At 76.8% G+C, this 12,511-nt stretch carries 13 protein-coding genes; 6 read left to right on the forward strand and 7 right to left on the reverse strand.

Annotated elements, in window-relative coordinates:
- The first annotated feature begins 32 nt into the window (after positions 1-32).
- Positions 33-1,022, forward strand: a complete 990-nt coding sequence (locus tag BLQ97_RS22050; RefSeq protein WP_091369076.1) for an LLM class flavin-dependent oxidoreductase — start codon at positions 33-35, stop codon at positions 1,020-1,022.
- A gap of 48 nt (positions 1,023-1,070) precedes the next feature.
- Complete coding sequence (locus BLQ97_RS22055) at positions 1,071-2,732, forward strand: Na+/H+ antiporter (protein WP_091369079.1); 1,662 nt, start codon at positions 1,071-1,073, stop codon at positions 2,730-2,732.
- A 10-nt stretch (positions 2,733-2,742) separates the two neighbouring features.
- On the opposite strand, the gene BLQ97_RS22060 is transcribed toward BLQ97_RS22055, so the two are convergent.
- The gene (locus BLQ97_RS22060; RefSeq protein ID WP_245692627.1) at positions 2,743-3,573 is read right to left on the reverse strand and encodes an alpha/beta hydrolase; all 831 of its coding nucleotides are present in this window, start codon (positions 3,571-3,573) and stop codon (positions 2,743-2,745) included.
- Between the two features lie 218 nt (positions 3,574-3,791).
- Between BLQ97_RS22060 and BLQ97_RS22065 the strand changes: the two genes are divergently transcribed.
- The 4 genes from BLQ97_RS22065 (at position 3,792) to BLQ97_RS22080 (ending at position 6,682) form a co-directional block, all read left to right on the forward strand.
- On the forward strand, positions 3,792-4,520 hold the full coding sequence (locus BLQ97_RS22065; protein ID WP_091369084.1) for an ANTAR domain-containing protein: 729 nt from the start codon (positions 3,792-3,794) through the stop codon (positions 4,518-4,520).
- Entirely contained in the window at positions 4,517-5,302 is a 786-nt protein-coding gene (locus tag BLQ97_RS22070; protein WP_091369087.1) for an MEDS domain-containing protein, read from the forward strand. The genes BLQ97_RS22065 and BLQ97_RS22070 overlap by 4 nt, the downstream gene beginning before the upstream one ends.
- Complete coding sequence (locus BLQ97_RS22075; RefSeq protein ID WP_091369090.1) at positions 5,299-6,213, forward strand: P-loop NTPase family protein; 915 nt, start codon at positions 5,299-5,301, stop codon at positions 6,211-6,213. Before BLQ97_RS22070 ends, BLQ97_RS22075 begins: the two co-directional genes overlap by 4 nt.
- A 91-nt stretch (positions 6,214-6,304) precedes the next feature.
- Complete coding sequence (locus tag BLQ97_RS22080; RefSeq protein WP_091369093.1) at positions 6,305-6,682, forward strand: hypothetical protein; 378 nt, start codon at positions 6,305-6,307, stop codon at positions 6,680-6,682.
- Positions 6,683-6,722: 40 nt separating this feature from the next.
- Here BLQ97_RS22080 and BLQ97_RS22085 read toward each other — a convergent pair whose 3' ends face one another.
- From BLQ97_RS22085 to BLQ97_RS22110, 6 genes are all read right to left on the reverse strand, one after another.
- Positions 6,723-7,307, reverse strand: a complete 585-nt coding sequence (locus tag BLQ97_RS22085) for a hypothetical protein (protein ID WP_091369096.1) — start codon at positions 7,305-7,307, stop codon at positions 6,723-6,725.
- Between the two features lie 103 nt (positions 7,308-7,410).
- Entirely contained in the window at positions 7,411-8,832 is a 1,422-nt protein-coding gene (locus tag BLQ97_RS22090) for an NADP-dependent succinic semialdehyde dehydrogenase (protein WP_091369099.1), read from the reverse strand.
- Between the two features lie 87 nt (positions 8,833-8,919).
- Positions 8,920-10,302 (reverse strand): chromate efflux transporter, encoded by a 1,383-nt coding sequence (gene chrA, locus BLQ97_RS22095; protein ID WP_091369101.1) that lies wholly within the window; start codon positions 10,300-10,302, stop codon positions 8,920-8,922.
- A gap of 15 nt (positions 10,303-10,317) precedes the next feature.
- Positions 10,318-10,749: a chromate resistance protein ChrB domain-containing protein gene (locus BLQ97_RS22100; RefSeq protein WP_091369104.1), complete on the reverse strand. Its 432-nt coding sequence runs from the start codon at positions 10,747-10,749 to the stop codon at positions 10,318-10,320.
- Entirely contained in the window at positions 10,746-11,240 is a 495-nt protein-coding gene (locus BLQ97_RS22105; RefSeq protein ID WP_245692628.1) for a Chromate resistance protein ChrB, read from the reverse strand. The genes BLQ97_RS22100 and BLQ97_RS22105 overlap by 4 nt, the downstream gene beginning before the upstream one ends.
- Before the next feature lie 177 nt (positions 11,241-11,417).
- Positions 11,418-12,511, reverse strand: a 1,094-nt coding sequence (locus tag BLQ97_RS22110; protein WP_091369185.1) for an HNH endonuclease signature motif containing protein, incomplete at its 5' end; no start/stop codon positions are given.

Here is a 12,511-nt window from a genome sequence, read left to right on the forward strand (position 1 = left end):
AACGACCGTGCACCGCCCCGGAGGAACCCCCGATGCAGATCCCGCTGTCCGTGCTCGACCTCGCCCCCGTCGCCCGCGGGGAGACGATCGGCAGCAGCATCGCCGGCAGCGTCGCGCTGGCGCAGCGGGCGGAGGAGACCGGGTACCGCCGGGTCTGGTACGCCGAGCACCACAACATGCGCCACATCGCCTCGTCGGCCACCAGCGTGCTCATCGCGCACGTCGGCGCGCACACCTCGACCATCCGGCTCGGCGCCGGCGGCGTGATGCTGCCCAACCACTCGCCGCTCACCATCGCCGAGCAGTTCGGCACCCTCGAGGCCGTGCACCCCGGGCGGATCGACCTCGGGCTGGGCCGGGCCCCGGGCTCGGACCAGAACACGATGTACGCGCTGCGCCGCGACGCGGCCTCCGCCGAGCGCTTCCCGCAGGACGTGCTCGAGCTGCAGGGCTACCTGACCGGCCACTCCCGCGTCCCCGGCGTCGAGGCCGTCCCCGGCCGCGGGTCGAACGTGCCGCTGTACGTGCTCGGCTCGTCGATGTTCGGCGCCGGCCTGGCCGCCGCGCTGGGCCTGCCCCACGCCTTCGCCTCCCACTTCGCGCCGCAGGCCCTGGAGCCCGCGGTGGCCGCCTACCGGCGCGACTTCCGGCCCTCGGAGCAGCTCGACGCCCCGTACGTGATCGCCGGCGTCAACGCCGTCGCCGCGGACTCCGGCGACGCCGCCCGCGCGGCGTACGAGGCCACCCGCCGGCGGCTGGCCGTCGGGCTGTTCGGCCAGGGCCGCGACCTGACCGACGACGAGGCCGACCTGCTGCTCGCCTCGGGCGCCGGCGTGCACGTCGACCGCATGCTGACCCACACCGCCGTCGGCACGCCCGCGGAGGTGCGCGAGCAGCTCACCGCCTTCGCGCGGCTGGCCGACGCCGACGAGCTGATCGTCGCCCACCAGGCGCCCGGCACCGAGGAGCGGCTGCGCTCGGTCACCCTGGTCGCGGAGGCCATGGAGTCCGTCGCCGCCTGACCGGACCGCCTCCCCGGGTGACCGGGCGGCGTCCGGCAGGATGACTCGGTGCACGCCGAGACCCTCCTCCTGCTCGCCCTGGCCGCGGTCGCGGTGATCGTCGCCGCCCGTGGCCTGGCCGGCCGGACCGGCATCCCGGCGGCCGCGCTGCTCACCGTGACCGGGCTGCTCTACGCGCTGCTGCCCGGCCCGAACCTCACCCTCGACCCCGAGGTCGTCCTCTCCGTCCTCATCCCGCCGCTGCTCTACAGCGCCGCGCTGGACTCCTCGCTGATCGCCATCCGGGCCAACCTGCGCACCGTCGTCGGCCTCTCGGTGCTGCTGGTGCTGGTCACCGCGCTGGTCATCGGTGCCGGCTTCGCGCTGTGGGTCCCCGGCGCCACGCTGGCCGCCGGCATCGCCCTCGGCGCCGCGGTCGCCCCGCCCGACCCGGTCGCCGCGCTCGCCGTCGGCCGCCGGGTGGGCCTGCCGCCCCGGCTGGTCACCCTCATCCAGGGCGAGGGGCTGCTCAACGACGCGACGGCGCTGACGCTGCTCACGGTCGCGGTCGCCGCGGCGTCCGGCGACGGCTTCTCCACCTGGGGGGCGCTCGGCCAGTTCGCGCTGGCGGCGGCCGGCGGGGTCGCGGCGGGCCTGGTCGTCGCCTACGGCATCCGGCCGCTGCGCCGGCTGCGGCGCGACCCGCTGGCGTCCAACGCCATCTCCCTGGCCACCCCGTTCGTCGCCTACCTGCTCGCCGAGTCCCTGCACGTGTCCGGCGTGCTGGCCGTCGTCGTCGCCGGGCTGGTCATCTCGCACAACGCGCCGTACTGGCAGTCGGGGGCCACCCGCCTGCAGACCGACGCGGTGTGGCGGCTGGTCGACTTCCTGCTCGAGGGCATCGTCTTCCTGCTCATCGGCCAGCAGCTGCCCGCGGTCATCCGCGGCCTGGGCCAGTACGCGCCCTCCACCGTGGTGGTCGCCTCGGGGATCACCGTCGGGTCGGTGCTGCTGGTCCGGCCGCTGTGGCTGTGGCTCACCGAGCACGCGCCGCAGGCGCTGCACATGCGCCTGGGCGGCTCGCCGGTCGAGGACGAGACGGTCCCGCCGGGCGGGCGCTCCCCCGTCGCGCCGCGGCTGTCCGGCCGGGAGATCACCGTGCTGAGCTGGGCCGGCACCCGCGGCGTGATCAGCCTGGCCGCCGTCTTCACCATCCCGCTGGTCACCGAGGCCGGGGACCCCTTCCCCGACCGCGACCTGCTGCTGTTCTGCGCCTTCCTGGCGGTGCTGGTCACGCTGGTCGGTCAGGGCGCGACCTTCGCGCCGCTGGTCCGGCGGTTGGGGCTGCGCGCCGACGCCGCCGACGCCGCCCGGCTGCGCAACCAGGCCCGCGTCGCGGCCGTCGAGGCGGGGCTGACCCGGCTCGACGACCTGCAGTCCGAGGAGCACGACCACCTCGACGACGCGGCCATCGAGTCCGTCCGGGCCGCGCTGCGCAACCGGCTGGACCGCTACCGGCGGCGGCTGGAGGTGCTCGAGGACGTCGAGGGCGAGGTGCCGATGTCGCCGCGGTACGAGGCGGCGCTGCGGGTGCGCCGGGCGGTCATCGACGCCGAGCGCGAGGAGCTGCTGCGCTGGCGCGACCTCGGGCGGCTGCCCGACGAGGGCCTGCGCACGCTGGAGCGCGAGCTCGACCACCAGGAGAACCTGCTGCCCTCCCGGCCCGCGTAGCGCGGCGGCGTCAGCCGGCCGCCCGGTGCGCGTCGAGCCAGGCGACGACGTCGGCGAGGACCTCGTCCTGCTCGGGCTCGTTGTGCGGCTCGTGGTAGAGCCCCTCGTAGACGCGCACCGTCAGGTCGGGCGAGCCCGCGTGCCGGCGCACCACCTCGCTGGCCGACGGCGGCATCAGCCGGTCGTCGCCGCCGTGCAGCACCAGCAGCGGCAGCCGCAGACCGCGCAGCCGGGCGGGCATGCCGGCAGCCCCGGCCATGATCGCGTGGCCGGTGCGGGCGACCATCCGGCCGGTGTGGTTGAGCGGGTCGCTGCGGTAGGCGGCCACCACCTCCGGGTCGCGGCTGACCGTCTCGGCGTCGAGGGTGAGCACGCCCAGGCCCGGCGCCACCCGGGCCAGCAGCGGCGCGACCACCCGCTGCACGGGGGTGGCCGTGCTGGTGTCGAGCGCGGGCGCCGAGACGACCCCGCCGGCGACCCGCTCGTGCGGCTCGCCGGTGAGGTACTGCAGCGCCACCAGCCCGCCCAGGCTGTGGCCGTAGACGAACAGCGGGACGCCGGGGTGGCGGTCGGCGGCGGCCCGCGCGGTCGCGGCGACGCCCTCGACGGCCGCGGCCAGGCTGCCGACGTCCCCGCGCCGGCCCGGGGAGCGGCCGTGGCCGGGGTGGTCGGGCGCGTAGGAGGCGTAGCCGGCCCGCGCCAGCCGCTCGGCGACGTGGGCGTAGCGGCCACCGTGCTCGTGGGCGCCGTGCACCAGCACCACCACGCCGACCGGGTCGGGCACCGTCCAGCCCTGCCAGTACTGGCCCGTCGGCAGCGTCCCCTGCCCGTGTGTCGTCACGCGTCCTCCTCGTCGGTGCCGGTGGCCGGCGCGGAGGCTAACCGGCGGGGCCGGGCGCTCCCCCGGGCGCCCCGGACGGGCTCCCGGTCGGAACCGCCCGGGATGCGGGCGTGTCGCCCCACCGGGTGGCACCATCGCGGGACAGCGGTGCCGCGCTGGGTCGATCCCACGGACCAGTGCGCACGAGGACGCCGGGAGACGACCGGCTCGGAGGACCTGTGCTTCCTGCGACGACGAGACCCCGCCTCCTCGGGACCCGTCCCGACCTGGACGGCTGGCTGGCCGCCGCCGCCGGTCGCTGGCACGCCGCCGACGACGCCGACGGGGTCGTGCACGCGGTGGTCGGCGACCTCGCCGCACTGCTGCCCGCCGACGCCGCCGTGTCGGTGGTGGTGCGCGGCACCGGGCGCCGGCCGCGCGACCCGGTGGCCAGCGCCCCCGGGGCGGCCACCCTCGACGCCGCCCAGGTCGCCGGCGGGCAGGGACCGCTGCTCGAGGCCCTCGGCGGCACGCCCGCGGGCAGCGCCGACCTCCTGCAGGACCCGCGCTGGCCGCGGCTGGCCTGCACCGCGGCGGCCACGGCGCTGCCGACGGCGACCTGCCTGCCCCTCGACACCGGACGCGAGGTGCTCGGGGCGCTGTCGGTGTACGCCACGGGCGAGGTGCCCGAGCGGGCGACGCTGGCGCCGGTGGCCGTGCACGCCGCGCTGGCCCTGCGCTCGGTCCAGCGCATCGAGCACCTGGCCGTCGCGCTGGCCAGCCGCGACGTCATCGGCCAGGCCAAGGGGGTGCTGATGGAGCGGTACCGGATCACCGCCGAGGCGGCCTTCGGCATCCTCACGCGCGCCTCGCAGGACACCCACCGCAAGGTGCGCGACGTCGCCGCCCTGGTCACCGAGACCGGGGAGGCGCCCGGCGACCCTCGGTCCGCGGACGACGGCCGGTGAGCCGCGGACGGCACGACTGGGTGGTCCTCGACAGCGAGGAGGCCCACGCCGAGGTGGTGGGCGACTTCGTCGTGGAGGGGGTGCGCCGCGGCGAGTGCGTGCTGCTCACCGGTCTCGGCACGCGCGAGCCGCGGCTGTGGGCGCGGCTGCGGCGGGCCGGCGTGGTCGGGCAGGCGTGGGAGCCGGGCGCGACGACCGCGGTGCGGGTGGTGCCGCCCGACCCCGCCCGGCTGCCCGGCTACGTCACCGGGGCGCTGGCCGAGGGGTTCCCGGGCGTCCGGTTCACCGGTGCGCTGGGCCCCGGGGACAACCCGTTCGAGCAGGTGGTCACCGAGCTGGCCGCCGAGGTGCCGCTGACCGTGCTGTGCCCGTACTTCCGGCACCTGCTGGCACCCGAGCAGGTGCCGGTGCTGGCGGCCGCCCACGACTCCGAGGTGGACGCGGCCGGCCTCTACGACGACGGCACCTTCCGGCTCACCCGGACGCCGGGGGGGCTGCGCCTGGCCGGCGAGCTGGACTCCGGCAACGCCGACGCGCTGCGCGCCGTGCTGCAGGCGACCCCGGGCGGGGACGGGGGGCCGGCCACCTGGGACGTGGCCGACCTGCGCTTCCTCGACGTCGGCGCGGCCGACTCGCTGGTCGCCGCGGCGGCCGGTCCGCCCGGGCTCGTGCTGGTCGGCGCCTCGCGGCTGACCTCCCGGCTGGTGCGGCTGCTCGCCACCCGGCACCCCGGCCGCACGGTGCAGCTGGCCCAGGCCGACGGGAGCGGGAGCGCGCCGTGAGGACGTCCGGCCCGCTCCCCGGGGCGCTGCTCGCGCCGGTGCACCGCTGCGCGTTCCACGAGGGCCCCACCCAGGCCGCGGCCATCGCCGCGCAGCTGTGCCGGCGGGCCCTGTCCGCGGGGGCGCCGGTGGTGGCCCACGTGGAGGACGCCGTCCGCCGCGCCGTGCGCGCCCACGCACCTGAGGCCGCGGTGCGGTTCGCCCCGCCGGAGGCGCTGCTGGAGTCGCCGGTCGAGGTGCTCGCCGAGGAGTGGCTGCGGCACCGGCCGCGGGGCACCGAGGGCCCGGTGGCCGTGCTGTGCCAGCGCCCGCTGGGCGACGTCGAGGAGTGGCGCCGAGCCGAGGAGGCGACCACCGCCGCCGTCGGCGCGGCACCCCTCGCGGTGACCTGCCTCGTCGACAGCGCCACCGTGCCGCCCGACGGCATCGCGATGGCGCGCGGGACGCACCCGGTGCTGTGGCTCGACGGCCTGGACCTGCCCAACCCCGACCTGACGCTGGCCCCCGTCCCGAGCGACACCGTGCCGGTGACCACGGCGGTGCTCGACCCGGACACGCCCGCGCACAACCGGCGGTGGTGGCACGAGCGGCTGGCCGAGGCGGGGCTGAGCGAGCCGCGCCGCGACGAGCTGGTGCTGGTGCTGCACGAGGCGGTGATCGCGGCGGCGGCGCTCGACGGCGGGCCGGCCGGCGTCCCGGTCCGCCTGCACCACGCCGGCCCGGCCGTGGTCTGCGAGGTGCTCACCCGCCGGCCGTGCGAGCTGCTGCTGCCCTCGCTGGTGCCCGCCGACCGGCGGCTGCTCATGCTGTGGCTGGCCGGCAAGGTGTCCCCCGCCGTCACGCTCGCCGCGGTGCCCGAGGGCGGTGGCGCCCGGTTCCTCGTCCGGTCCCAGCCGCCCGACCGCGCCTGACCGGGCTCCCGGTCACGGCTCGGCAACGGCGCGCCGGGGCGCCGCACCTCCCACGGGCCGGCCTCGTTGCCGGCGTGGGGGTGGTCGAGGAGTGACCGAGCACGGGGGCGGCGACGTGGTCGAGGGCACGGTGGACGTGCGGCGGCCGGCCGAGGTGCGGGCGTGGGTGCGCGAGCGGGCCGCGGCCGCCGGGTGCCCGCCCGCCGTCGCCGAGGAGCTCGTGCTGCTCGTGTCGGAGGTCCTCGTCGCCGGCACCGGCCCCGCCGGTGCGGCGCCCGCGCGGCCGGTGCGCGCCGTCCCCGCAACCGGCGGCCTCACGGTCGAGGTGCTGCTGCCCGCGCCGTTGCTGCCGCTGCCGGGCGCGGACGCCCGGCTCGCGGTGGCCGCCGCGGCGGCGACCGCCACCGCCCTGGACGCCCGTCCCGCCGGCGACGGCGGCCAGTGGGTGCGGGTCACCGCCCGGGCGTGACACCGGCCCGGCCCCCACAGGGGGCCGGGCCGGTGAGGGCTCAGTCGGGCAGGATGCGGCCGAGCAGGCCCCTGACCGTCGAGCCGAGCCGGTAGGACTGCACCAGCCAGGCGTTGCACGCGATGACCCCGCCGGCCAGCACCGGGACGACGGCCTGGGTGACCCGCTGGCGGGCCTGCCACTTCTTGATCTCCGGCGGCGTGCCGGCCGAGGGCAGGGTGGCGTCCTTGACCTCGAGATCGCCGGTGCGGGCCGCCTGCTCGGCGAGCTTGCCGATCTGGGCGCCGGAGTAGGCGGCGTACGCGGTGGCCCCGGCACCCGCCACGGTCAGCGCCGCCTTGAGCGCGCCGACCGTGCCGTAGCCCTTCTGCAGCGCGAGCCGCTGGGTGTTCGAGCGGGTCAGCTGCAGGCCGGTGACCAGGGTGGCCGCGATCCCGCCGAACTGCGCCGGCTGGAAGCGGCTCCACGCGGAGCTGGCCACCCGGACCTTGTCGATCCCCGCGGTGAGGTCGCTGCCGGACTTGTTCACCCCGGCGATGCCCATCACCGAGCCGCCGAACCAGAGGGCGGTGCCGAGGTCGTGCACCGCCTGGACCACGAAGCGGTTGTCGGTCGTCGTCGTCATCGGTCCTCCTGTCGAGCGCCGTCGACGTCCCACTGCTCAGGAGCCCGGTCGCCTCCCGCGACCGCTACCCCGCGCCGCCGCGCGGGGAAACGGCCGCGGTGGCTCACTCCGAGGCGCTGGCCGTGGTGCCCTCCGCCTGCTGGCTGCTGCGCGGGCCGATCCACACCGTCTTGGCGTTGGTGAACTCGTACATGCCGAGCTCGGTCAGCTCCCGGCCGTAGCCGCTCTGCTTGACCCCGCCGAAGGGCAGCTCGGGGTAGCTGGTGACCATCCCGTTGACGAACGCCATGCCGGCCTGCACGTCGCGGATGAACGTCGCCCGCTCCTGCTCGTCCTCGCTCCACAGGTTGCTGCCCAGGCCGTAGGGGTGGCTGTTGGCGATCTCGACGGCCTCCTCGAGGGAGTCGACGGTCCACAGCGCCGCGACCGGGCCGAAGACCTCCTCGGCGTAGAGGTCCATCTCGGGCGTGACGCCGGTGAGCAGGGTCGGCCGGTAGAACCAGCCGGGCCCGTCGACCCGCTCGCCGCCGGTGACGACGGTGGCGCCCTTGTCGACCGCGTCCTGCACGTACCGCTCGACGTCCTCGCGGCCGGACTCGGTGGCCAGCGGGCCGACCTGGGTGTCCGCGGCCATCGGGTCGCCGACGACGAGCGCCGACAGCTTCTCGGCGAACAGCCGGGTGAACTCCTCGGCGACGTCGCGGTGCACGAAGAACCGCTTGGCGGCGATGCAGCTCTGCCCGTTGTTCTGGCAGCGCGCGGTGACGGCGACCTCGGCGGCGCGGTCGAGGTCGGCCGACGGCATGACGATGTAGGGGTCGCTGCCGCCGAGCTCGAGCACCGTCTTCTTGAGCACGTCGCCGGCGATGGAGGCGACCGACTGCCCGGCCGGGGCGCTGCCGGTGAGGGTGGCCGCGGCGACCCGGTCGTCGCGCAGCACCCGCTCGACGGCCTTCGAGCCGACGAGCAGCGTCTGGAACACGTCGGCGGGGAAGCCGGCCTTGCGGAAGAGCTCCTCGATGTAGAGCGCGGTCTGCGGCACGTTGCTCGCGTGCTTGAGCAGGCCGACGTTGCCCGCCATCAGGGCGGGCGCGGCGAACCGCATGGCCTGCCAGAGCGGGAAGTTCCACGGCATGACCGCGAGCACCACGCCGATCGGCTGGTGGACCACGTAGGCGTCCTCGGCGCCGACGGCACCGGCGTCGGCGGGGCGCGGCTCGAGCATCGCCGGGCCGTGCTCGGCGTAGTAGCGCAGCCCCTTGGCGCACTTGCCGACCTCGGCCTTGGCCGCCGCCAGCGTCTTGCCCATCTCGGTCACCATGAGCTCGGCGACGGCGTCGGTGTCGGCGTCGAGGACGTCGGCGGCGGCGCGCAGCCAGCCGGCGCGCTCCTGCGGGCTGGTCAGCCGGTAGGCGCGGAACGCCTCGACGGCCCGCCCGATGCGCTCGTCGACGGCGTCGTCCGGCAGCGGCTCGTAGGTCTTGAGCGTCTCGCCGGTGGCCGGGTTGATCGTCGCGATGGCCATGTCGGTCCCTCCCGTCCGTGGCGCGCGGTCTGCACGCCTCTCCGGGAGGGAGCCCTACCCGCCCGCGGGCCGGTCACCCACCGCGGCTCAGCCGACCGGCAGGCCCGCCAGCCCGGCGGCCAGGCCCAGCACCGCGCACAGCCCGAGGGTGCGCAGCACCGACCACTTCACCCGGAAGAGCAGCACGGCGGCCGCGAGCGCGATCACCAGCGGCACCCAGCGCAGCGTCGTCGGGTCGGGCAGCTCGAGCGCCAGCGGCCCGGCGGTCACCGTCTCGGAGAACAGCGTGTGGACGGCGAAGTACAGCCCCAGGTTGGCGATGACCCCCACGACGGCGGCGGTGATGCCGGTCAGCGCGGCCGACAGCGACCGGTTGCCGCGCAGCCGCTCCATGTAGGGGGCGCCGAGCAGCACGAACAGGAAGCTCGGCACGAACGTCACCCAGGTGACCAGCAGCGAGGCGAGGACCGCGGCCACCCACGGGTCGAGGCCGCCGGGCGCCCGGAACGCGCCGAGGAAGGCGACGAACTGGACGACCATGATCAGCGGGCCGGGCGTGGTCTCGGCCAGCGCGAGCCCGCGGACCATCTCCCGCGGCTGCAGCCAGCCGTAGACCTCGACGGCCTGCTGGGCGACGTAGGCGAGCACCGCGTAGGCGCCGCCGAAGGTGACCACCGCGGCGCCGGAGAAGAACAGCCCCTGCTCGGTGAGGACGCTCCCCGTCCCGGTCAGCAGCGCGACCGCCGCCACCGGCAGCCCCCACACGACCACCCCCACGAGCAGCACCCGCAGCGTGCGGCGGGTCGTGGGGGCCTCGTGGTGCAGCACGTCGTCCGAGATCACCGGCGGCGGGCCGGCGTCGGGGCCGTCGGCCGCCCTCCTCTGCGGCAGCGCCGAGGGCCGCCAGCGGCCCAGGGCCCAGCCGGCGACGCCGGCGAGGGCGACGACGACCGGGAACGGCACGCCGAACAGCGCCAGCGCGAGGAAGGCCAGCATCGCGAGCACGACCAGGGCGCGGCTGTCGAGCGCCTTCTTCCCCACCCGGATCACGGCCTGCACCACGATCGCCAGCACGGCCGCCGCCAGGCCGGTGAACAGGGCGGTGATCGCCGTGGTGTCGCCGAAGGCGACGTAGACCGCCGAGAGCGCCAGCAGCGCGACGACGCCGGGCAGCACGAACAGCCCGCCGGCGACCAGCCCGCCACGGGTGCCGTGCAGCAGCCAGCCGACGTAGGTGGCCAGCTGCTGGGCCTCCGGGCCGGGCAACAGGGTGCAGTAGTTCAGCGCGTGCAGGAAGCGGCGCTGGCCGATCCAGCGGCGCTCGTCGACCAGCTCGCGCTGCATGACCGCGATCTGCCCGGCCGGGCCGCCGAAGGTCTGCAGCGAGACGAGGAACCAGGCGCGGACGGCGGTGCGGAACGGCGGCACCGCGGTGGCCGGCGCCGGAGTGGCGGTCGGTTCGGGGGTCACGGGTCTCCGTCGGGGTCAGGCCGGCTCGCGGCCGAGCAGCAGGCGGCGGCGGGTGAACTCGTACAGGCCGTCAAAGAGGGGGCCGGAGACGGCGAGGGTGTGCTCGTCGTCCCCGGTCATCGACAGGCCGCGCAGCAGGACGTCGAGGCCGGGTGCCTCCGGGGCGTCGAAGCGGCCGTCGTCGAGGTCGGCCTCGTGGACGATCTCGCCGATCCGCCAGAGCACGGGGTCGTCGAGGCCGTGCACGCGCAGCACGGTCTCGAAGGAGCAGTCGCCGCCCACGTGGCCCAGCGCCGCGCCCCGCATGTCGAACGGGGTGGCGTCGGCCGGGACGTCGGCGGGGTCGGTGACGAAGACGAACTCCGCACCGGGGTCGACGAACCGGCGGATCAGCCAGGCGCAGGCGGCGCGGTCGACGTGCACGCCGGCGCGGGTCGCCCACCTCACCGCGCGCTCCCCACGCGGGCACCGGTGGGCGCGACGGCCTCGGCCAGGGCGCTGAGCGCGGCGGCCGCGGCGTCCTTCTCGGCCGGCGGGAAGAAGTCGCGGCGGCCGATGGCACGCCACTCACCCCGCAGCCGGCGCAGGGTCCGGGCCTGCTCGGCCTCCGGCGCACCGAGCGCGGCGGCCGCCTGCCCGGTGAGCTCCCGGTACTCCTCGGCGCGGGCCGCGGCCATCCCGGCGGCGAGCTCGCGCTCCTGGGCGGCGGTGGCCGGCCGGGCGGTCCAGATGCCCGCGGTGCCGCCCGCCTCGAGGACGTCGTCGGCCAGCCACTCCAGCGACTCCCGCGTGCGGGCGTCGGCCGGGAGCGCCACCACGCCGTCGGCGAGCTGGGCGACGCCGAGCCGGCGCAGCCGCCGCCACAGCGTCGTCCGCGGCCCCGACGGCTCCCGCGGCAGCCGGTAGGAGAGCAGCACCCACTCCCCCGTCGTCGTCACGGCGCAGATGCAACCACGGTTGCAGCCGACCGTCCAGTGCGCGGAAGCGATCTCGGCCCGGCGCGGGTGCCGGCGCCGCGCACCCCGTGACCTCCCCGTCCACCGCGGTCCCGACGACCCCAGGACGCGAGGGGGCGGTCGCCGCGCCCACCCCGAGCGCGACGAGCACGACAGCGATCAGGCCGCAGGTTGCAGCAGTGGTGACGGGACGCCGATCTCGGTGCCGTCGGGTCGCCAGGTCCGCCATCGGCCGTCCGGTTGTCGCTCGACCCGGAAGCCGTGGTGGACCTGGGTGTGGTGCCGCTCGCACAGCAGCGCGGAGTTCTGCAGGTTGGTCTCGCCGCCGTCGAGCCAGTGCACGAGGTGGTGCACCTCCGCCCACCAGGTCGGCGCGTGGCAGCCGGCGAAGACGCAGCCGCCGTCACGGAGTTCGACGGCGCGGCGGAGGTGGCGGTCGGCCAGGCGCTGTTCGCGGCCGAGGTCGAGCGGTGCGCCGTCGGGGCCGAACACGACGCGGGAGACGGTGCTGTCGCAGGCCAGCCAGCGGGCTCTCGCGGCGGAGATCACCGCGCCGAACCCCATCCGCGCGGCCTCGGGGCCGGTGGCGGTGCCGGCGAGGTCGTCGAGGTCGATGACGACGGCCAGGTGCGCCTTGACGGTGCGCAGCGTGGGCAGGCGGCCGGCGGCCAGGCTGGTGTCGCACAGCTGCACCAGCGCATCGCCGAGCCGCTGCGCGCGGCTGCGCTCGTGCCCGGCGGGGCGGTCGGCCTGCACGAAGGACTCCAGCGCGGCCTGCAGCTTCTCCCCGCCCACCGCGTCGAGCTCGAAGCGCCCACTCAGAGTGCCGTCGGCGTGCTTGGCCAGGCTCAGCCGGCGCCCCTCGGTCGGATCGGGCTCCGGGCCGTCGGGATCGAGCCGGCTCAGGTAGTGCCGCACCGCGTGCACGAAGTCGGTGTGCGGCTGCTCCACGGCCAGCCCGGTGAGCACCGCGTCGACCTCGCCGAGCTCCACGCCCTGCTCGACAGCGGCCGCCAAGCGCTCCGGCGTCAGCGCAGTGGCGGCGACCGCGACCTGCTCGGCCGACACGAGCCCGGCGTCGTGCGCCTCGGCCAGCGCCGGCAGATGCGCCAGCACCCGCCCGTTGCCCACGACCCGGGCGGCCGCGGCGGCCGATAGCCGGCAGTGCCCGCCCAGCCAGGACCGCATCGACTTCAGCCCGTCGCGCTCGGCCGCCTGGGACAGCTCGGCGTCCCGCACCCGGCGGGCCAGGG

The organism is Geodermatophilus telluris, from assembly GCF_900102745.1.
In the GTDB taxonomy this organism is placed as follows: Bacteria; Actinomycetota; Actinomycetes; order Mycobacteriales; family Geodermatophilaceae; genus Geodermatophilus; species Geodermatophilus telluris.

Excerpts from the sequence above, each read along its gene's own strand:
- BLQ97_RS22050 (WP_091369076.1), top strand. The coding sequence starts at position 33 with ATGCAGATCCCGCTGTCCGTGCTCGACCTCGCCCCCGTCGCCCGCGGG.
- BLQ97_RS22085 (WP_091369096.1), bottom strand. The coding sequence starts at position 7,307 with ATGACGACGACGACCGACAACCGCTTCGTGGTCCAGGCGGTGCACGAC.
- BLQ97_RS22090 (WP_091369099.1), bottom strand. The coding sequence starts at position 8,832 with ATGGCCATCGCGACGATCAACCCGGCCACCGGCGAGACGCTCAAGACC.